The sequence below is a fragment of the Kocuria sp. JC486 genome (assembly GCF_011602805.1).
GTDB classification, from domain to species: domain Bacteria; phylum Actinomycetota; class Actinomycetes; order Actinomycetales; family Micrococcaceae; genus Kocuria; species Kocuria soli.
Genome location: NZ_JAAOZS010000029.1, coordinates 1 through 26,450, shown reverse-complemented (window position 1 = coordinate 26,450; position 26,450 = coordinate 1). Strand labels below are relative to the sequence as shown.

The 26,450-nt window shown below is 66.5% G+C and carries 27 protein-coding genes and 1 tRNA gene; 15 read left to right on the top strand and 13 right to left on the bottom strand.

The annotated features are described in order from the left end of the window. Positions 1–415: 415 nt before the first annotated feature. From GWK18_RS11905 to ychF, 4 genes are all read right to left on the bottom strand, one after another. The gene (locus GWK18_RS11905; protein WP_166835481.1) at positions 416–745 is read right to left on the bottom strand and encodes a nucleotidyltransferase domain-containing protein; all 330 of its coding nucleotides are present in this window, start codon (positions 743–745) and stop codon (positions 416–418) included. 273 nt (positions 746–1,018) lie between these two features. Further along, the gene (locus GWK18_RS11900) at positions 1,019–2,500 is read right to left on the bottom strand and encodes a HEPN domain-containing protein (RefSeq protein WP_166835478.1); all 1,482 of its coding nucleotides are present in this window, start codon (positions 2,498–2,500) and stop codon (positions 1,019–1,021) included. A gap of 106 nt (positions 2,501–2,606) precedes the next feature. Next, positions 2,607–4,133 (bottom strand): Abi family protein, encoded by a 1,527-nt coding sequence (locus GWK18_RS11895; protein WP_166835476.1) that lies wholly within the window; start codon positions 4,131–4,133, stop codon positions 2,607–2,609. A 159-nt stretch (positions 4,134–4,292) separates the two neighbouring features. Then, entirely contained in the window at positions 4,293–5,372 is a 1,080-nt protein-coding gene (ychF, locus tag GWK18_RS11890) for a redox-regulated ATPase YchF (protein WP_166835474.1), read from the bottom strand. 91 nt (positions 5,373–5,463) lie between these two features. Between ychF and GWK18_RS11885 the strand changes: the two genes are divergently transcribed. Beyond that, positions 5,464–5,667 carry a CopG family transcriptional regulator gene (locus GWK18_RS11885; protein WP_123824987.1) on the top strand — a complete coding sequence of 68 codons (204 nt, stop codon included), beginning with the start codon at positions 5,464–5,466 and terminating at the stop codon, positions 5,665–5,667. Positions 5,668–5,677: 10 nt separating this feature from the next. Beyond that, positions 5,678–6,067 (top strand): type II toxin-antitoxin system death-on-curing family toxin, encoded by a 390-nt coding sequence (locus GWK18_RS11880; RefSeq protein WP_233568724.1) that lies wholly within the window; start codon positions 5,678–5,680, stop codon positions 6,065–6,067. A gap of 71 nt (positions 6,068–6,138) precedes the next feature. On the opposite strand, the gene GWK18_RS11875 is transcribed toward GWK18_RS11880, so the two are convergent. Beyond that, positions 6,139–6,777, bottom strand: coding sequence for an HD domain-containing protein (locus tag GWK18_RS11875; RefSeq protein WP_166835472.1), 639 nt, complete (start codon positions 6,775–6,777; stop codon positions 6,139–6,141). Between the two features lie 138 nt (positions 6,778–6,915). On the opposite strand from GWK18_RS11875, the gene GWK18_RS11870 reads away from it, so the two are divergent. The 5 genes from GWK18_RS11870 to GWK18_RS11850 all read left to right on the top strand — a co-directional run bounded on the left by GWK18_RS11870 (position 6,916) and on the right by GWK18_RS11850 (position 11,796). Next, positions 6,916–7,869 (top strand): ABC transporter ATP-binding protein, encoded by a 954-nt coding sequence (locus GWK18_RS11870; protein WP_123824984.1) that lies wholly within the window; start codon positions 6,916–6,918, stop codon positions 7,867–7,869. Positions 7,870–7,954: 85 nt separating this feature from the next. After that, complete coding sequence (locus tag GWK18_RS11865; RefSeq protein WP_245193285.1) at positions 7,955–8,794, top strand: ABC transporter permease; 840 nt, start codon at positions 7,955–7,957, stop codon at positions 8,792–8,794. Beyond that, positions 8,791–9,915 (top strand): sensor histidine kinase, encoded by a 1,125-nt coding sequence (locus tag GWK18_RS11860; RefSeq protein ID WP_166835471.1) that lies wholly within the window; start codon positions 8,791–8,793, stop codon positions 9,913–9,915. Before GWK18_RS11865 ends, GWK18_RS11860 begins: the two co-directional genes overlap by 4 nt. Beyond that, positions 9,912–10,526, top strand: a complete 615-nt coding sequence (locus GWK18_RS11855) for a response regulator transcription factor (RefSeq protein ID WP_123824982.1) — start codon at positions 9,912–9,914, stop codon at positions 10,524–10,526. The genes GWK18_RS11860 and GWK18_RS11855 overlap by 4 nt, the downstream gene beginning before the upstream one ends. A gap of 40 nt (positions 10,527–10,566) precedes the next feature. Further along, a complete protein-coding gene (locus GWK18_RS11850) occupies positions 10,567–11,796 on the top strand; it encodes a DNA recombination protein RmuC (RefSeq protein ID WP_166835469.1) in 1,230 nt (409 codons plus the stop codon). Between the two features lie 18 nt (positions 11,797–11,814). Here GWK18_RS11850 and GWK18_RS11845 read toward each other — a convergent pair whose 3' ends face one another. Then, positions 11,815–12,897, bottom strand: coding sequence for a 4-hydroxy-3-methylbut-2-enyl diphosphate reductase (locus GWK18_RS11845; protein ID WP_166835467.1), 1,083 nt, complete (start codon positions 12,895–12,897; stop codon positions 11,815–11,817). A 41-nt stretch (positions 12,898–12,938) separates the two neighbouring features. Further along, positions 12,939–14,039 (bottom strand): hypothetical protein, encoded by a 1,101-nt coding sequence (locus GWK18_RS11840; RefSeq protein WP_166835465.1) that lies wholly within the window; start codon positions 14,037–14,039, stop codon positions 12,939–12,941. Between the two features lie 158 nt (positions 14,040–14,197). Between GWK18_RS11840 and xseA the strand changes: the two genes are divergently transcribed. Continuing rightward, positions 14,198–15,520 carry an exodeoxyribonuclease VII large subunit gene (xseA, locus tag GWK18_RS11835; protein WP_166835463.1) on the top strand — a complete coding sequence of 441 codons (1,323 nt, stop codon included), beginning with the start codon at positions 14,198–14,200 and terminating at the stop codon, positions 15,518–15,520. Between the two features lie 84 nt (positions 15,521–15,604). Continuing rightward, on the top strand, positions 15,605–15,895 hold the full coding sequence (locus GWK18_RS11830) for an exodeoxyribonuclease VII small subunit (protein ID WP_166835461.1): 291 nt from the start codon (positions 15,605–15,607) through the stop codon (positions 15,893–15,895). A gap of 15 nt (positions 15,896–15,910) precedes the next feature. On the opposite strand, the gene GWK18_RS11825 is transcribed toward GWK18_RS11830, so the two are convergent. Then, positions 15,911–16,462, bottom strand: coding sequence for a TetR/AcrR family transcriptional regulator (locus GWK18_RS11825; RefSeq protein WP_123824976.1), 552 nt, complete (start codon positions 16,460–16,462; stop codon positions 15,911–15,913). A gap of 175 nt (positions 16,463–16,637) precedes the next feature. On the opposite strand from GWK18_RS11825, the gene GWK18_RS11820 reads away from it, so the two are divergent. Next, entirely contained in the window at positions 16,638–18,227 is a 1,590-nt protein-coding gene (locus GWK18_RS11820; RefSeq protein WP_348535947.1) for an MFS transporter, read from the top strand. Positions 18,228–18,314: 87 nt separating this feature from the next. Here GWK18_RS11820 and GWK18_RS11815 read toward each other — a convergent pair whose 3' ends face one another. Genes GWK18_RS11815 through GWK18_RS11805 form a run of 3 tightly spaced genes read right to left on the bottom strand, consistent with a single transcriptional unit; the run spans position 18,315 to position 21,223 of the window. Continuing rightward, positions 18,315–19,541: a pyridoxal phosphate-dependent aminotransferase gene (locus tag GWK18_RS11815; RefSeq protein WP_166835459.1), complete on the bottom strand. Its 1,227-nt coding sequence runs from the start codon at positions 19,539–19,541 to the stop codon at positions 18,315–18,317. A 57-nt stretch (positions 19,542–19,598) separates the two neighbouring features. Then, positions 19,599–20,684, bottom strand: coding sequence for a glycine betaine ABC transporter substrate-binding protein (locus GWK18_RS11810; protein WP_166835457.1), 1,086 nt, complete (start codon positions 20,682–20,684; stop codon positions 19,599–19,601). Further along, a complete protein-coding gene (locus GWK18_RS11805; RefSeq protein ID WP_245193284.1) occupies positions 20,681–21,223 on the bottom strand; it encodes an NUDIX hydrolase in 543 nt (180 codons plus the stop codon). Before GWK18_RS11805 ends, GWK18_RS11810 begins: the two co-directional genes overlap by 4 nt. A 108-nt stretch (positions 21,224–21,331) precedes the next feature. Here GWK18_RS11805 and GWK18_RS11800 point away from each other — a divergent pair, with 108 nt between their 5' ends. Further along, the gene (locus tag GWK18_RS11800) at positions 21,332–22,474 is read left to right on the top strand and encodes a magnesium and cobalt transport protein CorA (protein WP_348535946.1); all 1,143 of its coding nucleotides are present in this window, start codon (positions 21,332–21,334) and stop codon (positions 22,472–22,474) included. A 24-nt stretch (positions 22,475–22,498) separates the two neighbouring features. Here GWK18_RS11800 and GWK18_RS11795 read toward each other — a convergent pair whose 3' ends face one another. Further along, entirely contained in the window at positions 22,499–23,308 is an 810-nt protein-coding gene (locus GWK18_RS11795) for a DedA family protein (RefSeq protein WP_245193283.1), read from the bottom strand. 146 nt (positions 23,309–23,454) lie between these two features. Here GWK18_RS11795 and GWK18_RS11790 point away from each other — a divergent pair, with 146 nt between their 5' ends. Then, the gene (locus GWK18_RS11790) at positions 23,455–24,450 is read left to right on the top strand and encodes a mechanosensitive ion channel family protein (RefSeq protein WP_348535945.1); all 996 of its coding nucleotides are present in this window, start codon (positions 23,455–23,457) and stop codon (positions 24,448–24,450) included. A gap of 17 nt (positions 24,451–24,467) precedes the next feature. Here GWK18_RS11790 and GWK18_RS11785 read toward each other — a convergent pair whose 3' ends face one another. Then, positions 24,468–25,397, bottom strand: a complete 930-nt coding sequence (locus GWK18_RS11785) for a LysR substrate-binding domain-containing protein (RefSeq protein WP_166835453.1) — start codon at positions 25,395–25,397, stop codon at positions 24,468–24,470. 75 nt (positions 25,398–25,472) lie between these two features. Between GWK18_RS11785 and GWK18_RS11780 the strand changes: the two genes are divergently transcribed. The 3 genes from GWK18_RS11780 to GWK18_RS13240 all read left to right on the top strand — a co-directional run bounded on the left by GWK18_RS11780 (position 25,473) and on the right by GWK18_RS13240 (position 26,416). After that, positions 25,473–25,545, top strand: a tRNA-Ala gene (locus GWK18_RS11780). 97 nt (positions 25,546–25,642) lie between these two features. After that, the gene (locus tag GWK18_RS12965) at positions 25,643–25,915 is read left to right on the top strand and encodes a hypothetical protein (protein ID WP_209280954.1); all 273 of its coding nucleotides are present in this window, start codon (positions 25,643–25,645) and stop codon (positions 25,913–25,915) included. A 21-nt stretch (positions 25,916–25,936) separates the two neighbouring features. Further along, positions 25,937–26,416, top strand: a complete 480-nt coding sequence (locus GWK18_RS13240; RefSeq protein WP_245193282.1) for a hypothetical protein — start codon at positions 25,937–25,939, stop codon at positions 26,414–26,416. Positions 26,417–26,450 lie beyond the last annotated feature (34 nt).

The window sequence follows — 26,450 nt, the reverse complement described above, 5'->3', positions numbered from 1 at the left end:
GAAGACCCGACCACGCCTTCGGCGCCGTCGTCAGTCGCTCTGGCGGCTTGACGAAAACCATAGAGGCACCCCCCCGCAGCACGGCGGCTGGCGACCAGTTCCTGGCAGAGTTCGCAGAGGAACTCACCCGGTCGCGAGGGTGAACGGCGACTCGCTCACACGTTGAACCGGAACTCCACCACGTTCCGTAGCCGAATAACCTTTCGAGCCGCACCGTCAATCAGCAGAGATGTGACCCCGCAGCACCTTGGCGAGAGGCGGCAGATGAGTCTCGACGACATCGCGAACCACGTCGGCGTCGAAGTACTGGTGCACCAGGATGTTGCGAGAACCCCCGGTCTACGGCCACGCGATCTCAGGGTGCGTGCCGGTGATCTCATCGGGAAGATGGTTCACGGCTTCGCCGGACTGCTACTCACAGCGGCACCGCCTCGGCGAGCGCCGAAGCGGAGACCGGACGCCTGCGCAACTGGGCAGGAAACACGTCGATGTCATCGCGCCCGAACAGCGCGTGACTCTCCTCGAGCAGACCGGACGTACGCATCAGGAGATTCCCCTCCGCAGGGTCCATCCCGACGAGGATGTCGATGTCCGATCCCGCACACGCGGTGCCGGGCGCGACGGACCCGAACAGCTTCGGGTTGGTCGCGCCGTACTGATCGAAGCGCACCTGGTACTCGTCACGACGCGCAACGAGAATCTCGCGTAGGGCAAGCGTCTCGGGCATCATGACGGTCTCAGCCATGCTCCCCGGGTAACGGGCCCGGCAGCACGTCGACATGAAGCATAGACATTGAAGCGGAACTCCACCGAGTCCTTAAGGGCCGCCGTCATTCTCCCGTCTCACCGCCACACCAGGCAGCACTGACGCGCTACCGCCACTTAGAGCCGGTCGTCTCGCCCACCCACCATGACGCACTCAACGAACGAGCGATAAGGCAGGCTCACACGCGTCTCGCACCAAAAGACCGGGCCGCAGAGTCACGGAGGTTCCGAAGTAGCGGCTATCGCAGAGCACCTAAGGGTTGGGGGAGGGAACCAGCCATTCGGCAGCGGTACGGAACGTGGCCCTCAGTTGCGGGTGCTCCTGCACGATCTCTCGCTGCCGCCCCGCCGGCAATCCGAGCTCGTTCAAGACGTTGAGGATCACGACCGCGGTCGTCACCTCGACGACGGCGATCAGCTCCTCGATGGAATGGTTGGGCGTTCTGCCCTCGTGCACGAGGTCATTGCGGGCGCGCGTCGTCCTCTTCGCCCAATGGTCGACATCCGGTAAGAGCTGTGCGATCGCTTCCTGATCGGGTCGCGCGGCGAGGGCGTGGAGCCGATCACGGAGGGTCGGGTCGTTGCGGATCGCCCCCTTCAACCTGTTTCGGTGCTCATCGGGAACCTGCGCCAGCATCGCCTCTCGCATCGCCCTGAACTCCGCGTTGGGGAACGGTTTCTCGTCGATGCGGAGGTTGCGGTGCAACACCTCGGCAGCACCGACTGCCGTCAGAAGATTGTTCTCGACGAATCGCGCCGGTGCGTAGCGCAAGCCCAAGATCATGTTTGTCGCTGCCTGCAAGCGGCCATGGGCCTCGCACCATCGGGGCATGACCTCCTCAAATGGGATCGAGCCGCAGGTGAAGAACATTCGGTGGTGATCGACGACCTTCGCATCATGCTTGCCCAGTGCGGCGGGCGAATAGAGCACATCGGCACGTCGGCGCGGCAAGGTCTGACCGTCAGGCAGCTGCGACTCGGAACCAGCCACTTCCAATCGGAGCCAGATCACTCCCGCTGCACGATGCGTCGCCAGGGAGATCAGGTCCTGCACCAGGCTCGCCGCCAGCTGAGCGCAGTTCAGCGAGAACGGTTCGGCTGGCGCGATACGGGTGGACACGGTGTCACTCATACGTCCGATGGAGCCGCCCTTGCGCTGGTCGAAGTGCGGAAGCGTATGGGTGTGCTGAAGGCGATACTCGGTGCCGTCGACCACAACCGATTGCGCCTCGACCGGCTTCACCGAGATACGCCCGGTCCCGTCGATCTTGCCGTCGGGAGCCCCGAGAAATCTTTCGAACACAGAAGACGCCGCCCAGAGACTCAGATCCTCTACTGAGACTTCTGCCCCAGCGAACGCCGGATCCGCGTCACCGCTGACATGCGCGCCGATGATGGCGACCGTCGCGGTCACGGTCTGCTTGTCAGGGCTCGCCACTCGCGCACCCATGGTCCTTCTGGTGCTCATAGGAACACAGCCGAGCAGTGTGATCTCCCTGAGCTCGGCCACACCGTGCATTACTTCCCAGGTGCGGGTTCCTTCGTGAACAGCAGTCCATCCAGACGAGTCCGTCGTCAAGATCCGATCCTCGAAGGTGCCGATCAGCGACAGAGAGAGACCATCTTCCGGGTCGTACCGGAGGACACCCGGGACCTTCTCGCTAGGGGCTTCCGGCAGCCACCACACGCCAGCCCACTCGCCGGCCTTGTCGAGGTTGAGAGGATCATTAGGCATCGTGCTCCCGGTCCGGGCTCCTTACTGTCTTGCGGCCAGATGTCAGGTCGAAAATCTTAACTCCACCACATGCCCCCACGTAGGACTATCTACAGCGAGATCATGGTCAACCGAGATCGGATGCGGCGAAGCTGCGCCTTGCATCCGACTCGTCGATCGCCGCGGCGAATTGCTCCTCGGTGACCGAGTCCAGCAGGTCGAGGGGCGATCGGTCCGAGCCGTCCACGTCCAGCCGCAAGTCCGAACGCGGCGTCTGCCACCAGTCCAGGAGCGCCCTGGCGACGTCGGTCGGGTCCGAGCCTCCGCAGGACCGGGCGAGCGCCCGGTTGATCTCGGCAAGCGCATCGACGATCTTCCCGTCCCGGAACTGGAAGGCCGGGTAGAACTTCGTCCCTCCAAGCTCGACCTCGATCACGACGCCGTGCTTGAGGTAGGCCCGCAGCAGGCTGCGCTGGGCGGCCTTCTTCGCCCGCGCTGCCTGCGCCAGGGTACGAGTCCGCTTCTCGTCGATAACTTCCGCCCCCGTCAGCGACTCACGGGTCTCGGCGGCGGTCATGCACTCGGCTCGGTCGAGCAGGCTCGCGGCCACCATCGGCGAACGGTCCAGCGCGAAGGCCAGGTCCCAGATCGGACTGCTCCGCCAGCCGCCCGGGAATCCGAGCTGCTCCATGCCGAAGCCGACGGTGCGGGAATTGTCTTCGATGAAGTCGGCTAGGTCCACGACGTCGCCCTTCTCCGGCGCGATGGTCAGCAGGAGGTGGCGCAAGACGAGCAGCACGCCGTAGAGCCTGTTGTTCGTCCCGTCGTCCGCGAGCGGCGCGAGCAGGCCGTCGGCGTCCTTTCGAGCCTGCCCCGGCGCGTCGATGGTCACGTCGAACGCGCGGTTCCACAGCCGGCCGTAGTGGGCGCAGATGTTCCGCACGTTCCTGAGGGCGTTCAGCCAGTTGCTCAGGGCACCGCGGTCTCCGCGGCCGTCGGCGGTGCGGATCTGGAACCGTGCGGCGAGGATCTCCTGGTCGGCCTGCAACATCAGGTCGTAGAGGCTACTCAGCACTCCGAAAGACATCACTTCTGTCGCGACCCAGATGGGCAGGTGGGGGCCGTACTGCTGGCGGAAGTGCACGACGAAGTCGCCCCGGGCGCGCTGCTCATGCCGGTCGTACTCCTTGAGCCACTTGCAGTAGGCGGCGGTCGGCTCGGGCGGCGCGCTGGAATCTTCCTGCCTCGTCGCGCCGAGCGTCCAGGGATGCCGGTGGGCAAACGCGTCGACCCTGCCGAGCCGGTGGCCGATGAAGAATCGGAAGGCTGTCTCGACGGTGCTGAGAACGTCTCCGAGGCGCATGCGGAGCTCATTATCGAACTCGTAGAGGGAGACCACGTGCGCGAGGCGGGTCCCGGCCACGAAGGTGTCCAGGCGGATCTCTCGGCCTTCGTCGTCGAACCGGGGCGCGGGTGGCGCGGGCCGGTCGCGGTAGAGGTGCCAGTAGCCCGACAGCCGGTAGTAGCCGTAGCGCTCCAGGACCTCCGCCGCGTAGGCGTCGTCGCCGCAGTCCATGCCCCGACCGCGTAGCCGCCGGATCTGTTCGGGGACCGTGAGGAACGGCTTGGCGTAGGTGCTGTTCGGGGTCGTCACGTGCGCATCGTCCTGGCGTCCCCGGCACCCGGGGGTAGAAAGAGAACAGACCCGCGTCTCATCTAGAGAAGCGGGCCTGCCATGTTACCTCAAGCATACGGGTTCCACCTGCGCAGGTCAAACACTGCGCGGTTGTGCTGTCTCGTAGCCGACCAGATGCTAGAGCGAAAATCTCCACTCCACCACGTCCCCGTCCTGCATGACGTAGTCCTTGCCTTCCATCCGGACCTTGCCCGCTGCCTTTGCATCCGCCATGGAACCAGCAGCCATCAGGTCGTCAAACGACACCACTTCGGCCTTGATGAACCCACGCTCGAAGTCCGTGTGGATGACCCCGGCGGCCTGCGGCGCCGTCGCACCCTTGCGCACCGTCCAGGCCCGGGACTCCTTGGGGCCGGCCGTGAGATACGTCTGCAGACCTAGCGTGGAGAAGCCCACCCGCGCCAGCTTGTCCAGACCGGATTCCTCCTGGCCGGACATCTCCAGCATCTCGCGCGCCTCGTCCTCGGAGAGTTCCACCAGCTCGGATTCCAGCTTGGCATCCAGGAACACGCACTCGGCGGGCGCCACCAGCGCAGAAAGCTCGGCCTGGCGCTCGGGGGAGCCCAGCACGCCGTCGTCGGCGTTGAACACGAAAATGAACGGCTTGGCGGACAACAGCGTCAGGTCGCGCAGCTGTTCCATGTCCAACTGAGCTGCACGGGAGAACACCGTGTGCCCCTCCCCCAGCACCTCGAGGGCAGCCTGGTAGGCGGACAGCTTGGCGGGGTCCGCCTTCTTGATCTTGACCTGCTTCTCCAGGCGCGGGATCGCGTTCTCCAGCGTCTGCATGTCGGCCAGGATCAACTCGGTGTTGATGGTCTCGATGTCGGAGGTCGGGTTGACCGCGCCATCCACGTGAATGACGTCCGGGTCCTCGAACGCCCGCACCACCTGGGCAATCGCGTCGGCCTCACGAATGTTGGCCAGGAACTGGTTCCCCAACCCCTCGCCCTCGGACGCGCCCTTCACGATGCCCGCGATGTCCACGAAGGACACCGTGGCCGGTACCTCCCGCTCCGAATCGAACACGGAGGCCAGCTGGCCCAGCCGTTCGTCGGGCAGGTTCACCACACCCACGTTCGGCTCGATGGTGGCGAACGGGTAGTTCGCCGCGAGCACGGTGTTACGGGTCAGTGCGTTGAAGAGGGTCGACTTGCCGACGTTCGGCAGCCCCACGATTCCGATAGTTAAAGCCACGGAACGCGAGTCTACCGGCCACCCCGGACGCACAACGATTCACGACGACGACCACAGCGCCTCCCTGATACCACTTTGGTACCATTCAGCCATGGCCATGACATTGCGGCTCACCCCGGAGGACGAGAAGGCACTGGCTCTCCTTGCCGAAGCGGAAGGGATTTCGCGTCAGGAGGCCACGGTGCGCGCCATCCATGAGGCCGCGCAACGTCGTACCCGGGCGGACCAAGTCCGTGACCTCTCCGCCCGAGGACGGGACCGCTACGCCGACCTCCTCAAGCGTCTGGCCCAGTGACTCCAGCCCCGTGACACCCACGCAGCCTGCAAAGGCTCCCGTCCAGTACCTCACCCTCGAGGATGCCCTGACTCTGATCGACGACCTGGGTGTCGGCCCGATCCGGGACATTGGGCTGCTCGACTCCGCACTTCATCGGCACGGCGTGGCCCCATTCGGCGTGGATGCCTACCCGAGTCTGGAGGAGAAGGCCGCCGTTCTCCTGGAATCCATCGTCCGCAATCACCCCTTGGTGGACGGCAACAAGCGGTTGGGGTGGCTCAGCACGGTGGTTTTTCTGGGGCTCAACGGGATCGAATTGGACGCGCTCGACGATGCCGCCTACAACGTCGTCATCGGCCTGGCAGCAGGTTCGATCGACCACACAAGAGCTGCCGCAACACTCCGCGACTGGATCTGAACCGGACACGCCACGATTCACGACGACGACCCCCACCCGCCGTCGTCGTGCTCACTCCCGGCGACCGCACCTCACTCCGGCCAGTCGTTGTTCTGGATGACCTCTACGAAGTCGCCGCGTTGGAAGCCGGGCACGAAATGCTCGAGCACATCGGCCTTGACGTTGCCAAACGTGGTCTCCGGGCGGTCCTTGAGCCCGTCGGTGAAGGCCGCCAGGATGCCGCGCTTGAAATCGGGGCGCGGGTGGGCGGCAACGATCGCTTCGCGTTCCTCATCGGAAGCGGCGTCCATGCCCATTCCGAGCACGTCGAATTCGACCCCGTGCGTGACCAAAGCGATCTCCGGGGCCATGTGCAGCGGAATTTCGGGGGTGGTGTGCAGTGCGATGGCGGTCCAGACTCGGTCGGCGAGCGCGTCGTCGATGCCGTGGGAGGACAGGAACTTGCGGGCCTCGTCAGCGCCGTCGATCTCGAAGCGCTGATCGGTCCGGCGGAACGTCTGCGTCAGGCCGAGGTCGTGGAACATGGCCCCGACGTAGAGCAGTTCGGGGTCGTAGTCGAGGCCGTCCTTGGTCCCGCGCAAAGCACCGAACAAGTACACGCGTCGGGAGTGGTCGTACACCAGGGGTTCCGCGGCATCCCGCACCAATGCGGTGGCTTCACGGGCCAACGTGCTGTCGGGGATCTGGATTCCGGCGATGGTTTCGGACATGGGTACCTCCTGAACTCGGGTGGTTCTTCAAGACCATCGCGCAACGGGCACCAAGTCAATGTGCCCGTGTCATTTGTCATGCCCAAGTCATGACACCCGCCAGATCCCCCGCCCCGGGAAACAGCGGATTCTGGAGGCATGAACACGGGAACACACATCGAACACAACACCCCCGCCGTCGAACTGATCAACCTCCACAAATCGTTCACCCCGCTCACCGGCAAAGGCGGCAAGGTCCGCGCGGTCGACGGTGTGGACCTCACCATCGACTCCGGCGAGATCGTGGCCCTCCTGGGCCCCAACGGCGCCGGCAAGACCACGGCCCTGGACATGATCCTCGGTTTCACCAGCCCCACGTCCGGGACGTGCCTGGTGTACGGCGGATCCCCGCGGCACGCCGTACAGCACGGTCGGGTGTCGGCCGTCCTGCAGACCGGAGCGCTGCTGGACGACCTGACTGTTCGCGAGACCTTGGCCATGATCGCCACCCAACACTCGCATCACATGCCCATCGATCAGGCCTTGGATCGCGCGGGCGCCACCAGCTTCGCGGATCGCAAGGTCTCCAAGTGCTCGGGTGGCGAGCAGCAACGCCTGCGCTTCGCCCTGGCACTGCTCCCCGAACCGGACCTGCTGATCCTGGACGAACCCACCGCGGGAATGGACGTCAACGCCCGCCGCGACTTCTGGGCCGCCATGCACGCCGAAGCCGAACGCGGCCGCACCATCGTCTTCGCCACGCACTACCTGGAGGAAGCGGACCAATTCGCCGACCGCATCGTGGTCATGGGCGCCGGTCGCATCCTGGCCGACGGCACCACGGAGGAGATCCGCGCCCTGGGCGGCCTCCGCACCGTGTCCGTCCGCTGGAACAGCGACGACGGCGACGCCGCCACCGCGCTGGCCGAGATCCCCGGGGCCGAATCCGTGCGGGGCGAAGGCGAGCGCACCGTGTTCACCGGCCCGGACACGGATGCCATCGCCCACCACCTGCTGACGCACACCAAGTCCAGTGACCTCTTGATCGTCCAGGTGCCGCTCGAAGAAGCGTTCGTCGGGCTCACCCACCAGGCCCAGCAATCAGCAGCCTGAAGTCACCGACACCCCCTACGCCAGTACCCCGTTGCTCAGTACCCGAGTACCCAGAACTCAGTTCCCCAGAAGGAGCGCAGCAGACATGACCACCGGAACCGCCACCGATCGCACCGAACGTCCCACCACCGCCGACTCTGCCGGCCCCAACGCGCTGATGGGCATCCTCAAGTACGCCGCCTACGACTTCCGCCGCCAGCTGCGCATGGTCGAAAGCCTGTTCTTCATCATCGTGCTGCCGGCCGCCCTGTTCGTCATGTTCGGTTCGATCACCGACTACGGGGACCTCCCCGCGGGTCACGGCACGGTTTCCGGATCCATCGCCACCTCCATGGCGGTCTACGGCGCCGTCGTTGCCACCACCAACATCGCCGGGTCCGCCGCCGTCGAACGGTCCAAGGGATGGGGGCGGCTGCTGGCCCTGACGCCGATGGCCCAATGGCAGTACGTGGCGGCAAAGGTCCTGGTGGCCCTGGCCATCGCCGTGCTGCCCGTGATCGTGGTGTTCACCGTGGCGGCCCTGACCGGGGCAGAACTCGGGCCCTGGAACATCTGGCTCTCCGCGGGCGCACTTGCGGTGCTGTGCTCCACCATGTTCGCCCTGTACGGCCTCTTCTTCGGACTCATGTTCCGCTCCGAGGCAGCCGTGGGTGCCGCGAGCGGCTTGCTCGTGGTGCTCGGGTTCTTCGGGAACCTCTTCACCCCGCTCTCCGGAACCATGCTGGAGATCGCCAAGTTCACCCCGCTCTACGGCGTCCACGGTTTGGCCACCTGGCCGCAGATGGAAGGGGAAATCATGTCCACGATGGGTGAACCGATGGACCCGGACACCCTGGGGATGCTGATCACTAGTGTGGTGGTGTGGACCGTGATCTTCGGGCTGTTGGCCCTCCTCGCCGCTCGTCGCGGAACCAAGCGCGCATGAGTTGCGACACCCCCCAGGCTCGGACGGACGACCGATGGGGTCGTCCGTCCGAAGGCCTGCTCTACGCCCTGGGGTATCCGTCCGTCTGGCTGGTCTTCCTGATCTTCCCGATCGCCGGAACCTTCGCCTCCGACGCGCCCCTGGGTTGGCGCATCCTGTCCCTGATCGCCTTGGGCGTCTTCGCCGTGGCCTACGCGGCTTCCTGGTGGTTCACCCGGCCGTTCCGCTCGCTCGGACCCACGGGGAACACCTTTGCCTGGACCCTGGTTCTGGCTGCCTTGTCAGCGGCCACCTACCCGGCCATCGGTCTTAGCGCGATGGGCACCGGCCCGTTCCTGATCGCCTCCCTGGCCTTCAAGTTACGCCCACGGATCTTCATTCCGTCCGTCTTGGTCCTGGTCCTGGTGTACGTGGGCCTTGCCGTGTGGGCTGGGCCTCCGCTGAGCTACTGGGTGCCGCCCATGATGTTGGGGTCCACGTTCTTGATGGCCGGGATCTCGCTCATGATCGACAGGGAAGACCGCTCACGCCAGCTGACCCATGAACTCGATCTGGCCCGGCAGCGCGAGTCCATCGGCCGGGACGTCCACGACCTTCTGGGCCATTCCCTGACCGTCATCACGCTCAAGACCGAACTCGCCCGCAAACTCGTGGACCGCGACCCCGGCAAGGCCGCGGCCGAGCTCGACGAGGTCCTGGAGCTGTCCAGACAAGCCCTCGGGGAGGTCCGAGCCACCGTGGGGCAGCTGCGGACCCCGGCCTGGTCCTCCCAGGTCGCCGCCACACGTACCGCCCTGCGGGCCGCGCGGATCGAGGCCAAGCTGCCGCCCGCCGTCGTCGAAATCCCCGAAGAGCAGAAGCCGCTACTGGCCTGGTGCCTGCGGGAGGCCGTGACCAACGTGATTCGCCATTCGCGCGCGTCCACCTGCGTGGTGGAGGCAGGGCCCGGGCGACTCACGGTGACCGACGACGGCGACGGCGGCCCCGCGCAGTTCCGCCACGGCAACGGCCTGACCGGCATGAGGGAACGCGTGGAAGCGGCCGGCGGTAGCCTCACGGTGACCCCGAACCCCGATTCGTCGGACTCCACCGGCACCCGATTGGAGATCACCCTCCCGTGAGCGATCCCATCCGCCTTCTGTTGGCCGATGACCAGGCGCTGGTCCGCGGCGCATTGGCTGCGTTGCTGTCCCTGGAAGACGACCTGGATGTGGTCGCCCAACTGTCCTCCGGGGAGGCGATCGTGGAGACGATCCGCGAGCACCAGGTGGACGTCGCCCTCCTGGACATCGAGATGCCGGGCCGCGACGGCATCGATGCCCTACGGGCGATCCGCGACGCGGGGATTGCCTGCAAGTGCCTGGTGGTCACCACGTTCGGCCGCCCGGGGTATCTGCGGCGTGCTTTGGACGCCGGGGCCATGGGATTCGTCGTCAAGGACACTCCCGCAGACCAGTTGGCCGAAGCGGTCCGCGCGGTCCACGCGGGTCGGCGGGTGATCGACCCCAGCCTGGCCGAGGAGTCCCTGGTCTCCGGAAACAACCCCCTGACGGAGCGCGAGCAGGACGTGCTGCGGGCCGCCCTGGACGGCCATTCGGTCAAGGAACTGGCCAGTCGCCTCAGCCTCTCCCCCGGGACCGTGCGCAATCACCTGTCGTCGGCCATCGGCAAGACCCACACGGGCAACCGGACGGAAGCCGCACTGAAGGCCAGGGAGAACGGCTGGCTCTGAGGGGCGTTGAGTTGTCCGAGCGCGCTGGCACCCTGGTGGCATGGAATCGAACGCCCTGACTCTCCTGGTCCTCCCCCTGGTGTTGCTCGTGGTGGGGTCGGTCGCGGGCTTCGTGGTCGGGTGGGTCCTGGGCCAGCGCAAGGGGGCACAGTCCGACGACGGCATGGCCGGTCGGCTGGAGTCACTGACGCAGTCCAACCAGCGACTGGCCACGGAACACGCCGCGGCCGTGGAGACGGCGCGGTTGCAGACCTCACGTGTTGAGGAGCTGGAGGACCGTGCCGCACAGGACCAGGACCTGCTCCGTGCCCTGGCCCCTCTCACGGACCGCATGCGGCAGATGCAGGACCACGTGACCCGGCTGGAACGGGACCGCTCCGAACAGTTCGGCGACGTCTCCCGCGCCCTCGCGGCGGCCCGGGAGTCGGACGTCAAGCTCCAGCAGGTCACCGGCGCCTTGGAGGGATCCCTGCGTTCCAACTCGGCACGTGGCGTCTGGGGAGAGATGCAGCTGCGGCGCGTCGTGGAGGCAGCAGGCATGCTCCGGCACGTCGATTTCACCGAACAGGTCACGGTGGCCTCCGAACAGACTCAAGTGCGTCCGGACATGGTGGTCCATCTCCCGGGAGACCAGCAGATCGTCGTCGACGCCAAAGCACCCTTGTCCGCCTACCTGGAAGCGCAGGACATCAGCGACCCTTCCGCCTCCGGTGCCCGCCGACGATCCGAGCAGTTGGCGCTCCACGCCAAGGCCGTGCGAGCCCACGTGGACGCGCTCGGCAAGAAGAAGTACTGGGACACGCTGCCCGGTTCACCCGATCTGGTGCTGTGTTTCATCCCCGTGGAGTCGGCCCTCGCCGTGGCCTTGGACACGGATCCCACGCTGTTGGACCACGCCGCCAGCCGAAACATCGCCCTGGTCTCCCCCGTGTCCCTCCTGGCCTCCTTGAAGGCGGTGGCGTTCTCCTGGCGGCAGGAATCCCTGGCGCAGGACGCCACGGAACTCCTGCGTCTGTCACGGGAGTTGTACGACCGGCTGGGCACCATGGGCGGTCACCTCAGCAAGATGGGCGGCTCGATCAGGCGCAGCGTGGAGCAGTACAACCAGTTGGTCGGCTCCCTCGAACGTCGAGTCCTGCCCACCGCGCGCAAGCTCAACGATCTGGGCCCCACGGCCGCCGACGACGAGCGCCTGGTCACCTCCGCCGTCGAAATCCAGCCGCAGGCCCTCACGGCCCCTGAACTGCTACGGGATCTCCCGGAGTCCTGAACGTGACGCGCGGATCTGTCAGCGGGCGGGTCGCGCTCCGCGGCCGCCCAGGTTGCGGTCGGCGTCACCGTCGGCCGTCAATCGCGCACGGAGTTCCTTGGGCAGGGAGAACAGGATGTCCTCCTCGGCAGTCACGACTTCCTCGATCTCGCCGTAGCCGTATTCCTCGAGTAGTGCAAGGACGTCCCGGACCAGGACTTCCGGCACCGAGGCGCCGGAGGTGACGCCCACTGTGGACACGCCTTCGAACCACGCTTCGTCCACCTGGTTCGCGTTGTCCACGCGCTCTGCGCGCTTGGCGCCGTACTCCGCGGCAACCTCCTTGAGGCGCACGGAGTTGGAGGAGTTGGAGGACCCGACCACGATCACCAGGTCCGCACGCGGCGCGATCTCCTTGATCGCGCCCTGACGGTTGGAGGTCGCGTAGCAGATGTCGTCGGAGGGTGGGTCCTGCAGGTTGGGGAACCGTTCCCGCAAGCGGGAGACCGTTTCCAGGGCCTCGTCCACGCTCAGCGTGGTCTGCGAGAGCCACACCAGGTTGTCCGGGTCCTCCACCTCAAGGGTGTCGACGTCCGCCGGGCTGTTGACGATGATCGTCTGCTCCGGGGCCTCCCCGAACGTGCCTTCGACTTCCTCGTGTCCGACGTGACCGATCAGCAGGATCTGCTGGCCACGCTTGGCGAAGCGCACGGCCTCTCGGTGGACCTTGGTCACCAAGGGGCACGTCGCATCAATGGTTTCCAGATTGCGTTCGGCCGCGGACTGGACCACAGCGGGTGAAACGCCGTGTGCGGAGAACACCAGCAGCGAACCTTCGGGAACCTCGTCCACCTCGTCCACGAACACGGCCCCCTGGGATTCCAGGGTCTCGACCACGTGCTTGTTGTGCACGATCTGTTTGCGTACGTACACGGGGGCGCCGTAGTGCTCCAAAGCCTTCTCGACGGCGATCACGGCCCGGTCGACGCCCGCGCAGTACCCGCGAGGTGAGGCCAACAGGACCTTCTTGGGGCCTTCGACGGGCGCCGCGGAAGCGATGTCATCGGGGCTTCGGCGGGTCCGGGGAACGGTCGGCATGGCAAGAGCGACGGGGGTGGACATGGGCTCCATCGTACGGGGTGAGCCCAGGGCCCTGGTATGACTCAGACCTCGACCACGCGCCGTCGTCGTCCGTCGCCCGGGGTGTGCGCGTCCTCCCACCCGTCGTCAGCTCCCCAGTGCCACAGGGTGCGCGCGGCTGCCGCGATCAACCCGACAACGAGGGCGGCCACACCCGCCCACAGGTAGGGCGTCAAGGCCTGATCCAAGCCCGTGAGCAGGATCTCGAAGATCCGCTCGACGACCGTACGGCCGACGTCCTGCAGGTTCGGGGAGGAGGTCACGGACGTCGTCAGGCTGTCGGCCTGGGACCGGGCGTAGAGCACCCCGACGATCAAGCCCGCGCCGGCCGCGGCCACGGCCCATTCCCGGTGCCGTCCGAGGAGAAGCGCAAGGCCCATCGCGACCACACCGCCCCACAGAAGGTAAGGGGCGGCCCTCGTGGCATCCACGATGGTGTCGAACGTGGGGCCCGTGTGGGAGTCACCCACCACCACGATCCCGTCCGCTCCGCCAAGCGATTCCTGCGAACGCAGGTCGAGATCGACTCCGAATCCGATGCGGTCTTCGATGTGGTGCTCAATCGAATCCACGACCGGGCCCGTGCCGATTTCCAGGTCCTCCGGTGCCCCCTGCCCCTCACCCTCTCCGGCGTTCTCGAGGTTGAGTTCGTGGGTGGTCAGGACCACCTGGTTCCAGTCGTCCGTGTACTGCTCGGTCCCCGCATACTCCTGGATACCGGAGGCAACCCGCTGGTCCACGATGTCCAGGATCGACCCCCCGAAGGGGATCCCGCCCAGGTCCTGTTGCTGGACGGACCGGGATGCGTTGTCGAGGGCAGTGGCCACCAGCTCTTCTTGGAGTGACTGGTCCGCAGCCAGCTCCTCGGAAACCTTGGCGAATCCGTCCCGGTCCACCACGGAGTCCTGAAGCCATTGCAGGCTGATTCCGGCCACCATCGCCAGCGCACCGGTCAATGCCAGCAGTACAGCCAGAATCGTGCGGAGCAGACCCCACCAGCCGCGGGAGAAGCGGCCCTGGTGTTCGGGGCGGAAGCGGCTCGGAACGGCATCGCCTTCGATTCCGTCGATCTGGACACGGCGCCGCTCACGCCAGCGCTGTGCCCATCCGGTTCTCGAAGCCATGGCTCCCACCGTAACGGCCCGGACCGGGTAGGACCGCCCGGGTCCGCGCTGCTCCACGGTGTTACGAGCGTGAGCGCTGTCGGGGCCTTGTCCACCGCCAGGGCGGTGACCCCGTGGCGTCCCCTGTGGTGTCCGCGGCAAATGGTAGGTATGTGCTTATGAACCCCGAAGACGCCGGGCGACCCGGCGACACGGAGCAGCCCCAGGACACCGCGCCGCCGACGGTGGAGCGAGTCCTGCCGCCACGTGCCGGGTTGACCACCCCCGAAAACCCCTGGCCGCTCAGGTTGTTGTCGGAGAACCTGCACGCCTACATCGCCCGCTGCGATCCCACCTGGGTCGAAGGGCAGGTGGTGGAGCTGAACCAACGCGCCCGAGTGACCTACCTGACTCTGCGGGACGTGGACGAAGAGATCTCCGTCCCCGTGACCCTGTTCGCCCGGGAAATGGCCCAGATGGAGACCCCTCTGGAACGTGGGATGCGCGTGGTGGCGCAGGTCAAGCCCGATTTCTGGACCAAGACGGGGCGCCTGTCCATGATCGGGCAGGGTGTGCGACCCGTGGGCCTGGGCGATCTGTTGGTCAGGATCGAACGACTCCGCCGGGCCTTGGCCGAGGAGGGCCTGTTCGACGCCGACCGCAAGAAACCCCTGCCACCCTTGCCCAACCGCGTGGGACTCATCACCGGACGCAACTCGGACGCCGAGAAGGACGTTGTCCGAAATGCCCGGCTGCGGTGGCCGTCGGTCGAATTCGAGATCCGTAACGTCGCGGTACAGGGCACAAGCGCGGTCCGCGGGGTCATGGGCGCCTTGGAGGACCTTGACGCCGATCCGGAGGTGGACGTCATCATCATCGCCCGCGGTGGTGGCGCCTTCGAGGACCTCTTGCCGTTCAGCGACGAGATGTTGTTGCGCGCCGTCGCAGCAGCCACCACCCCGGTGGTCTCCGCGATCGGGCACGAGAACGACCAGCCCCTGCTGGACTTCGTGGCCGACCTGCGCGCCTCCACCCCCACGGACGCCGGGAAACGCGTGGTCCCGGACTGGGCGGAGGAAAAGGCTCAGGTGGCCCGCGCCCGCGTGGTCCTGGACCGCGCGGTGCTGCAGTTCCTGGACCGTGAACAGGCCGCCCTGGACTCCATCCGGTCCCGCCCGGTTCTGGACCAGCCGGAGGGCATGGTCCTGGTCCGCGAAGAAGACGTGGACCGGCTCCGGGAACGGGCACTGCGCACGGTCCTGCACCGCACCGAACGGGAGAAGGACACGATCGTCCAGATGAAGCACCGCGTGCGGGCGCTCTCACCCCAGGAGACCCTGTCCCGCGGTTACGCCGTGGTCATGACCGAGGGGGGCGCTGTGGTGAAGTCCTCCGAGCAGGTGACCGTCGGGGACCCTCTGGGCATCCGCCTGGCCCACGGAGAGCTGGCGGTGCGCACGGACTCCACATCCTCCCGCCAACCGGGAGAACCCACGGACTGACCGGACCCCTCCGACATCGTCCCCACCGTTCAGAGCGACCCCGCCACATCGACCCACCCCGCATCAGCCGAAGGAAGAGACCTCATGGCACAGAAGAAGACCTCGACCCAGAACCCGTCCGCCCCGGACCTGTCCGACATCGAATCGATGGGGTACGAGGAAGCCCGCGAGGAACTCGTGCGCACCGTGGCGCAACTCGAAGCGGGCGGAACCGCCCTGGAGGAATCGCTGGCACTGTGGGAGCGCGGGGCGGCCCTGGCCAACCGCTGCGAGCAGTGGCTCGACGGCGCCCGGGAACGCTTGGAAGCTGCGCGCGAACGCCGCGAAGAGGCACAGGGTGAGGACTCGTCGGAGGGCGCGGAGCCCGTCAGCTGACGTCGGGTCTTGACCTCACGCTGAACCGGCTGGACGCAGCCGTTCCAGGACGCCGAGCAACTGCTCCAGGGTGGCCTTGCTCTCCTTGCGGTTGGCGGGCAGCCAACCGATGCTGGCGTTGTAGTACAGCCCGTCACCCATGTGCAGCACGGCGTTGGCCACGGCGGGTTCCCCCAGGTCCGCTAGGAGCAACTCGTACCAGCTCTCCTTGAGTTCCTGCAGCGCGTGACGCGCTGATTCGTCCCCACCCTGGGCCAGGCGGGTCACGGCCACGATGGCCAGATCAATGTCTGATCCGGCCCACACGGAGTTGCGTAGGAACTGTCGTGCGGCGCCTTCGGGGGACTGCGCCATCGACCGGCAGTCCTCCTCCCCCAGCACGCGCATGTGTTCCAGCAGGGCCTGCACCAGTTCCCCACGATTCGCGAAGTGGTACAGCAGTCCACCCTTGGAGACCCCGGCGCGGGCAGCGACTGCGTCCAGGGTGGCCGCGCGTTCGCCGTCATCGACGAGGATCGCCTGGAATGCCTCCAGCAGGCGATCACGGGCAACGGGTTTACGCGACACGATCGATGGTCCTTTCCTCAGCTCCAAGATCTCACAGCTTGTCAGCATCGGAGGGTGGTCAACCGCACGTCATCAGCATGTTGCCTCCGGGTGACTCAAACTGTACCGTCTGGTCGGTATAGTTTTACGGGTGAAATCCCGTCCCGTCCAGTCCGATCACGTGGGGAGGTCTTTCGTGTCAACAGTTGCAACGCACGCCCAGGAGGTGCGCCACGTGCGACCTGAACAGCGCCGAGTCCACCCCTGGTTGGCTCTGGCGACCCTCATGTTTCCTGTGCTCACGGTGTCCGTGACCACCACCGCGTTGAGCTTCGCGCTGCCGGACATCGCCGCCGACCTGCGCCCCAGCGCCGCCCAGCTCCTGTGGATCGTGGACATCTACCCGCTGATCCTGGCGGGGCTCCTGATCCCCATGGGCACGGTGGGCGACCGCGCCGGGCGCCGACTTCTGCTGATCATCGGGTCCGTGGGCTTCGCCGCCGCCTCGGTGGCGGGCGGCCTGTCCACCAGCGCCGAAATGCTGATCGCTTCCCGCGTGGCCATCGCCGTGTTCGGCTCCATGCTGCTGCCCGCGACCCTGTCCCTGATCCGCGTGATCTTCGAGGACGACGACGCCCGACGCACCGCGATCGCCATCTGGACCGCAGGCTTCAGTGCCGGCGCCGCCCTGGGTCCGATCGTCGGTGGGGCCATGCTGCACGCCTTCAGCTGGCACGCGGCCATCCTGGTCGCGGTGCCGGTGTGCCTGGCCTTCGGCGCCATCGCACCGTTCACGCTGCCCGAGTCCAAGGACCCGCGCCCCGGCAAGCTGGACGTGACCTCCGCCGTCCTGGCCATCCTGACCATGACGCCGATCGTCTACGGGATCAAGACACTGGCCACCGGTGGCGCGCTGCTGGCCGGTGCAGTCGCCCTGGTCCTGGGCCTGGCATTCGGCGTGATCTTCGTGCTGCGCCAGAACCGGCTGGCGGCACCCATGGTCGAGCTGGCGCTGTTCCAGAGCGGCCGGTTCACCGGCGGCGTGCTGGTCAACGTCATGGGAAACCTGGTCCAGTTCGGCTTCCTGTTCTTCATCACCCAGCACCTGCAGTTGGTGGTGGGCATGGATGCCTTCACCGCCGGACTGTTGATCATCCCGGGGATGGTGTTGGCCATCGTGTCCGGGTTGCTCGGCGCTCGCTGGGCCGGCGTCGTGGGGCCGCGGGCGGTCGTGGTGGTTGGCCTGGTGCTTGCCTCGGCCGGCTACCTGGTCATCGCCGCCACGGTGGGCAACGCCGCCTGGCCCATGGTGGTCGCCTACTGCGTGCTGGGTGTGGGCATCGGCTTCGCGACCACGCTCTCCACGGAACTCGTGGTGGGCTCGGTCCCGCCCGAGAAGTCCGGGGCTGCCTCGGCCATCTCGGAAACGGGGTACGAGGTCGGCGCGGTGCTCGGGACCGCCGTCGTCGGTGGTCTGGTGACCGGGCTCTACCAGGCCTTCCTGAACATCCCGACCGGAGTGGACAACAGTTCCGCCGGAACGGCCCGCGAAACCTTGGGTGGCGCCTACGCCGTGGCGGAGGACCTGCCCAACGGCAGCGAACTCGTCACGGCGGCAGCCGGTGCCTACAACCAGGCGATCTCCATGACGGGCCTGATCGTGGGTGTCACGGGCCTGGCGTTCACGGTCCTGGTGTTCTGGCTGCTGCGCACCCCGCGCAAGGTCATGGAACTGGACACCCGGACCGGTCAGCTGACCATGGTCCCGGCGCCGGAGGCCGATTGAGAAACTTTCGTCACGGTTTTCTGCCGCGCAAAGCGTGTTTGTGGCAGAAAACCGTGACGAAAGTTCATCCGTGAGCGGGCGAAAGCCTCACTGGACCTGCTTGTAGCCCGCCAGGAACTCCTCGATCCGGTCCAGTGCCGGTTCCAGCTGTTCCACGGAAGGCAGGAACACCAGCCGGAAGTGGTCCGGGGTGTCAAAGTTGAACGCCGACCCGTGGCTGATCAGGATCTTCTGCTCCTTGAGCAGGTCCAGGGCGAACCGCTCGTCGTCCGTGATGTTGAACTTCTCCACGTCCAACTTGGGGAACAGGTACAGAGCACCGGCGGCCGGTTCGCAGGTGACGCCGTCGATCTGGTTGAGACGTTCGTAGGCCAGGTCGCGCTGCGCCTTGAGCCGCCCGCCCGGCAGGATGAGGTCGTTGATCGACTGGTACCCGCCCAGCGCGGTCTGGATGGCGTGCTGTGCCGGGACGTTGGCACACATGCGCATGTTGGCCAGCAGCTTGATGCCCTCCAGGTAGGACTCGGCCTTCCAGTTGGGTCCGGTGATCGCCACCCACCCGGCGCGGTAACCCGCCACCCGGTAGGCCTTGGACAGCCCGGAAAACGTCAGGCACAGGACGTCCTCGCCGGTCAGGGTGGCCAGGTTGATCATCTCGGCGTCGTCGAAGGTGATCTTTTCGTAGATCTCATCTGAGAACACCACCAGTTCGTGTTCCTTGGCGATGTCCACGATCCCCTGCAGCGTCTCCCGCGAGTAGACGGCACCCGTGGGGTTGTTGGGGTTGATGACCACGATGCCGCGGGTGCGGTCCGTGATCTTGGAGCGGATGTCCTCCAGATCGGGATTCCACCCGTCCTCTTCCACGCAGTTGTAGTGCACCGCGGTGCCGCCGGACAGCGACGTGGCACCGGTCCACAGCGGGTAGTCCGGGGAGGGAACCAGGATCTCGTCCCCCGGGTTGCACAGCGCCTGCAGGGTCAGGGTGATCATTTCGGAGACACCGTTGCCCAGGTAGACGTCGTCCACGTCCAGGTTCCGGATGCCCCTGGTCTGGTAGTACTGCACGACGGCGGTGCGCGCCGAGAAGATGCCGCGCGAATCGGAGTACCCCTGCGCGTAGGGCAGGTTCTTGATCATGTCGACGAGCACCGCGTCGGGCGCCTCGAAGCCGAAGGGCGCTGGGTTACCGATGTTCAGGCGCAGGATGCGGTGGCCCGCGTCCTCCATTTTCTCGGCCTGTTCCAGGACCGGGCCCCGGACGTCGTAGCGGACGTTGGACAGCTTTTCGGACTGAGTGACCTTCTTCGGCATGAGTTCACGATACATCCGCGTACCCGGCCAACCGTGGCCGACGGCACACCGGCGCTGCTACGGCTGCACGGTTCCGTACCAGTAGTCCGCCGCTTCCTCCGAGGTGTAAGGGGTCGAGGACGTGGTCATCCGGGTCAGCAGGATCAGCGCGTCCGTGTCGAGCCGACCGGAGATGCCGTTGATTTCGTCCGCGACCTCTTTCGGCAACTCTGCATCGGCCACGGGCAACACACGTTCCGGCACCAGGGCGTCCTGGTTGTCCTCGAGTACGTGCAGGGAGTTGTCGTCGATCGCGGGCGTGGCGGAGAGCACCGCGGCGACGTCGATCTGGCCTTCCAACAGGGCCTGGACCACATCGGTCTGGGAGTCGAACTCGCGCACCTGACCCGGCGTGCATTCGTACGTGTCCGAGACGGCGGCAGCGGTCACGGAGGCCTGGTCCTCGCCCTTGATGGCACCGAACGTGAGGTCTTGGCAGTGCTCGGCGAGGTCGTCAATGGAGTTGACCTCCAGTTGAGCTGCGGTTGCGGACGTGGTGACCAGGACGCGCTTGTTCTCCGCGGGCGCGGCGTCCAAGATCTGCGCGGTCTCCGGGAGCTGGTCGGCCACGGCGGATTCGACGTCGCCGTCCGTGACACCTTGCTGCCCGCTGCCGAGCATGTCGGCCAGGGTGTCCACGATGTTCCCGTCGCCGCCGGCCTGGTTGGCCTCGGGCGACGGCACTTCGGTCGAGCTCGGGGACTCGGTGGGTTCCTGGGCTTCCTCCGTCCCCGCTCCTTCGGGTTGGTTCCCCCGCAGTTCCAGGTAGAGGTCCCCCGAGTAGTCGGGAAAGACGTCGATCTCCCCTTCCTCGACGGCCTTCAAGTAGCCCGCGCGGCCACCCTCGATCTTGCGCACCTCGACGTCCATGCCCGCGTCCTCCAGCGCTTGCGACCACACGTAGGCCACGGTCTCCGTTTGGTCCGTGGGCCCCGCACCGACCACGATGCCGGTCGCGGAGGCTTCCGCCGTCGGGCTCGGGCCGGGCGTGGGTTCGCCGCCGTCGCACGCCGTCAGGGTCAGCAGACCCGCCCCTGCCACGGCTGCGAGCGCAGCCTTACGGGTCCGTGCGCGTTCGTTCCCGCTCCTGATCTGCCGGCTCATGCCGTCACCTCGACTCCGGCCATGGTCAGGCCCACTTTCACCAGGTCCAGGTGCGGGTACCGGTCGAGATCCGCGATGGGGATCCATTGGGCGTCGTCCGAGGAACCATCCACTTCCGCGGTCAAGGTGCCGCCCGTGACGCGCGCCCGGTAGACCACCCGCAGGGCATGCAGGAGGCCGTCGCCGGGAGTCATCCTGCGCTCGGAGTCGATGTAGAAACTGCTCACGCCCAGAAGTTCTTGTAATTCCACGGTGTAGCCGGTCTCCTCGAAGACCTCTCGCACCGCGGTGTCCTCCGGTTGTTCACGGGCCTCCATGCCTCCCCCGGGCAGAGTCCAGGACGGGCGCATGACGGGATTCCGCGGCACCCAGCGGGACAGCAGAATCTTGTCGTCCTCGATCACGACGGCGTACGCCCCGGCCCGGGTGGACATGGTCGGCGCAGGATCGGCGGGGGCCCCGGATCCGTGCCGGGTGGCCGAGGACCTGCCGTCCGCGTCCTGGACCGGGGAACGATGTGCCGCCTGCTCATGAGCCATGGGGAACAGTCTAAGGATCGTGCGGCGCCCACCCCGGAGCTGACTCGGATCAGTGCGGTGGAGTAGGCCCGTTGTGTGACAGTGGACCGGCTCCCCGATAATGGGCCGGTGAGCATCGTGGACAACGCCGTGTACAAGGCCGGGCAACGGGTGGCCTCCCCCAAGTCACTCGAGGAGACCTTCAGACTCCTGGAGGAGCTGGACGGCGTCGACGACGGCGGTCACGGGGCCAATCGCGTCGGCGGCCACTCCGCTGGCCACGACGGCGCTGACGACGGCGAGGCTCCGGACCGGGCCTATGTCGCGCCGCACACCCCGTGCACGGACACCGATCACCACCACGAGCACAGTGCGATGGCCTGGATCGGGCTGTACCGTCCCGGCAAGGGGGAGATCGAGGCGCTGCAGAAGCAGTTCGGCCTGCACGAACTCGCTGTGGAGGACACCGTGCTGGCCCATCAGCGGCCCAAGACGGAGCGCTACGGTTCCACGTTGTTCACGGTCCTGCGCCCGGCCACGTACAACGACTCCGAAGAGTCCATCCGCCTGGGCGAGATCCACGTGTTCACGGGCCCGAACTTCGTGATCACCGTGCGTCACGCGGAGACCGCAGGTGTGGGCAAGGTGCGACACCGCGTTGAAGCCGAACCGCACCTGTTGGCGCGTGGGCCGGAGGCGATCCTCTACGCCCTGATCGACCAGGTGGTGGACGACTACTTCCCCATCCTGGAATCTGTCGAGGAGGACATCGACGAGATCGAGGACGCCTTGTTCGCCGGGCGGCCCGACGTGTCTCAGCGCATTTACGAACTCGCCCGCCAGGTCAACCTCTTCCACCGTGCGGCGGCTCCGCTGTCCCTGCTGGCCGACCAGTTCGAAGCCGGGTTCCAGAAATGGCACACGGACGAGGAACTGCAGCACATGCTCCGCGACGTGCGCGACCACGTGCTGGTGGTCAACAGCCGCATCGAATCCTTCCGCGCGCAGCTCAACGACGCCATGCAGTTGGACGCCACACTCACGGCGTCACGTCAGAACGACGCCGCCATGGAACTCAACGAGCAGACCAAGAAGATCTCCGCCTGGGCTGCAATCCTGTTCGCGCCGTCGATGATCGGCTCGATCTACGGCATGAACTTCCACGACATGCCTGAGTTGAGTTGGGCCTACGGGTACCCGTTCGCCCTGGTCCTCATGCTGGCGGTGGGCGTGGGCCTGTACCTGGTGTTCAAGAACAAGGACTGGTTGTAGCCACGTCCCGGGACAGCGGCCGGGTCACCCCGCGTGGCGGGCCGCCTTGCGCTGCCTCTTGGCCTCAGCGTGCTCTGCGATCTTCCGGTCCCGGCGCGCCAGGACCTCCTCCACGGTCTCCTTCCGGGCGCCGTCGGCCAGGCCCTTCCGGTTACGGATGATGCGCTTGATGACCCACCAGGCGATGAAGCCCACGATCAGCACGTAGACCAGGTTGGAGAACACGCCGGCGTACTGCTCGGCAAGGTGCCACTGCTCGCCCAGGAACCAGCCGGCCAACACGAAGATGGTGTTCCAGATCAGCGAGCCCACCAGGCTCAGGGCCGTGAACTTGAGGAAGTTCATGCGTTCGATGCCAGCCGGAATCGAGATCAGGGAACGGAACAGCGGGATCATGCGGCCGAAGAAGATCGTGTATGGGCCGTACTTGTCGAACCAGTCCTCGGTCTTTTCGACGTCGTGGATGTCCACCAACGGCATGGCGTCCACGATCCGGTACAGGCGGTGTCGGCCCAACCAGGCGCCCAGCCCGTAGAGCGCCATGGCACCCAGGATCGAACCCAGCGTGGTCCAGAACAGTGCCTCCCACAGAGTGAAGCCACCCTGGGCTGCGGTGAAGCCGGCCAGCGGGAGGATGATTTCCGAGGGCAGCGGGGGGAACAGGTTCTCCAGCGCGACCAGCAGACCCGCCCCCGGAGCTCCGATCACGTCCATCACATCCACCGCCCAACCGGCGATGCCGCTGAGACCCGCTTCTTCCGAGGCGCTCTGCGACGGGATCGAAACCGTCGCCGGGGTCTGGATGGTCAGGGTGGTCAGGGCTGCTACAGCCATGGCGCTCCTTGAAAGCTGTGCCCGGTGGGGCAACAGGGTTCGTGTGACGTCAGGTGGTCGGCACTCACTGCGCGGGCAGCAAGCGGGTATTAAGTTGGCGTTGAGACGGGCCGATTACCGTGCCCGTCATGGACCTATTGGCGAATGTGAGCACAACCATGCCGGAGATGGCGTCCTGGGACTTCTGGCTCGGGGTACCCGCAAGGGTCCTGATGATCCTACTCATTGCCGTCGTCGCATCCGCCGCGATTCGCCTGATTATCCGCAGAATCACACGCGGTATCGAGAAAGGCACCCGCTCCCGCGTCATCCGGAAGCTGGACTCGGGAAGGCCGCAGTGGGTCGAGGACGCCGGGCTGGCGCGCAAGCGTCAGGCACAACGTGCGCAGACGGTCGGCTCCGTGCTGGCCTCCGTGGTCACGCTTGTGATCTGGGCGGTCGCCCTGCTCATGATCGTCTCGGAGCTCGGGTTCAACATCGCCCCCGTGCTGGCATCAGCGGGTATCGCGGGTGTGGCGCTGTCCTTCGGCGCGCAGTCGCTGGTCAAGGACTACCTCTCCGGGATCTTCATGGTGGCCGAGGACCAGCTCGGCATCGGTGACGTGGTGGATCTGGGAGAGGCATCGGGTGTGGTCGAGGACGTCGGCCTGCGGGTGACCCAGGTGCGCGACGTCCAGGGCACGCTGTGGCACGTGCGCAACGGCGAGATCCTGCGCGTGGGCAACCAGTCCCAGGGTTGGGCACGCGCCGTCCTGGACATTCCGCTCCCCTACGACGGCGACCTGGACGCCATGATCGAGCGCCTCACCGACACCCTGGCTAACCTGCGCGAAGACCCCGACGTCGGCGAGTTCGTGTTGGCCGACCCGGAGGTCTGGGGTGTGGAAGCGCTGACCGGTGAGTCCGTGACCGTGCGCGTGGCAGCCAAGACCGCACCGTCCCAGCAGTGGGCGGTGAGCCGCGTGATTCGCGTGAAGATCAAGAAGATGTTGGACGCCGCGGGTCTCTCCGTCCCGCTGGTCAACCAGACCATGGTCCGTGGCGGCAGCGGCGCGGACCTCTACACGCCCGCCAGTTCTGCCGAGGGAGCCCGCCCCACGGACCCGGGCACAGCGCATCCCGGAGGCACTGAGCCGTCCTGACCCCTCCGGCGTCGGGATCAGCGGTGTTTGCGGCCCCCGCCGCCTCGCGTGCTGGGGCGGCCCGGCTTGGCGCCGCGGCGAGCTTTGCCACCGGCCAGTCGTTTGCCCTTGAGCTGATCCCCTCGGCTGGTGCCCTTGGCCGTTCGCGACGGCGACTCCCCCGGCTTGGCCTTTGTGGTGCCCGGCTTGGCCTTGGCGGACTGCCGCCGCTTCCGCGGCGCCACAGCGTCCTTGGCACTGTCCTGGGCGTTTTCGGTCACCAAGTGGGTGGCCTCCCCCCGCGAACTGTCGCGCTTGCGACCGCGGACCACCCCCACCAGGTCTTGGACCAGAGCCTCCGTCTCCTCCGGCAGGTCCTGCGGCCAGACGACGACGACGTCGCTACCCGGCAGGTCCGGAACCACCCGGTAGGTCAGGTCCTTGCGATGGTGGAACCGCGCGACCGACATGGGCAGGACCACCAGGCCGATTCCGGCAGCCACGTATTCGACGAGGTCGGCGTCATCCCGGGCTTCCAACGGGGGGCGCGGTGCTCCGTCGTCGTCGGTTCCGGCACCGTGTTGCGAGGGGCGGTGTTCGGGGAGGTCCTGGACCAGGTATTCGTCGGCCAGCTCGGCGACGGGAACTTCGTCCAGGAGTGTGAGCTCGTGCTCGGCGGGCAGGACCACCACCTGGAGTTCCGTGTAGGCGGGGACGGCGCGGAAGTGACCGCGGAGACCTTCCAGATCCTCCAACCCGGGCTTGGGATGAGCGGGCAGACGGACAAGGCAGGCGTCAATCCCGGTGCCGAGTGCCGTGCGCCACCGGCCCGGTTCCAACTGCTCGTCCACCAACGTGGCGCCGGGGAGGCGTTCGCGCCAACGGTCGAACCACTTGCCGGGCATCATGCCGGGTTCATACCCGACGCGCAGCAAGGGGCCCGAGGTCTGCTCGGTGGATTCAGTCATGCCACAACACTAGACGCCCCACTTTGGGCGTTCGGCCCGGCAGGCGTACGATGGACCGCGCTGCACAAGCGGCACGGGGCTATAGCTCAGTTGGTAGAGCGTTTCGTTCGCAATGAAAAGGTCAGGGGTTCGATTCCCCTTAGCTCCACCCCACGCACAAGGCTCGAACCCTTGCCAACGGAAACGCTGGCCGAGGTTCGGGCCTTGTTGGCGTCTGCGGCCCAGGTCAGGGCATTCGCGTTGATTTGCGGATCAAGGAGCATCTCGAAGGGCCGGTTGTGCTCGACCCGCAGCTCGTTGTCCTCGTCGATGAAGACCTTCGTGAAGAACGCCTGGTTGCACAGCCGCCGGTTGGTGTCGTCGCAGCGGGTGTAGATGTCGGCGCAGTTGGCGAGCAGGCCGAGGGCGTCGTCGAGGTGGGCGCGGGCCTCGGCGTAGTCGCCGAAGTGGGCGTCGATGCGGCGGGTCACCTGGTCGAGTTCGGCGACGATGCGGTCTTGTTCGCGCTTGAGCACTGAGAGCGGGATCGCGTCGGCGTAGTGCGCCTGCATGAGCCGGTCCTGCTCGCTTTCGAGCCGGTCGCGGTTGGTGGTGAGGCGTTCCAGCTCCTCGGTCTCGGCAGCCATGAGCCGATCGAACTCGTGGTGGAGCATGCCCGCGAGCGCATCCTGCTGGGCGGGCGTGATCTGGACGCGGGTGTAGTAGTCCTCGACGAGCTTCTCGACGTCTTCGATGAGCATCGCCTGGCGTGTGCAGTCGGTGCGCTTGGAGTGCCGACCGGAGCATACGAAGTAGCAGTAGACGTTGCCGTGGCGGTTCTTCGCGTTGGAGACGATGAGTCGGGAGCCGCACTGACCGCAGTGGATGGTGCCTTTGAGGTAGTGGCCGTGGACTTGGGTTGCCTCGACGGCGCACTGGTGCGCGGTGAGCACGGACTAGACCTGGTACCAGACCTCGGCTGGCACGAGTGCCGGGTGGTTTCGGGCGTGAGGAACGTATCGGTGACAACTGATCGTTAGTGCCGGGAGGCGCTGGCGGGGAGGATGTCATCAT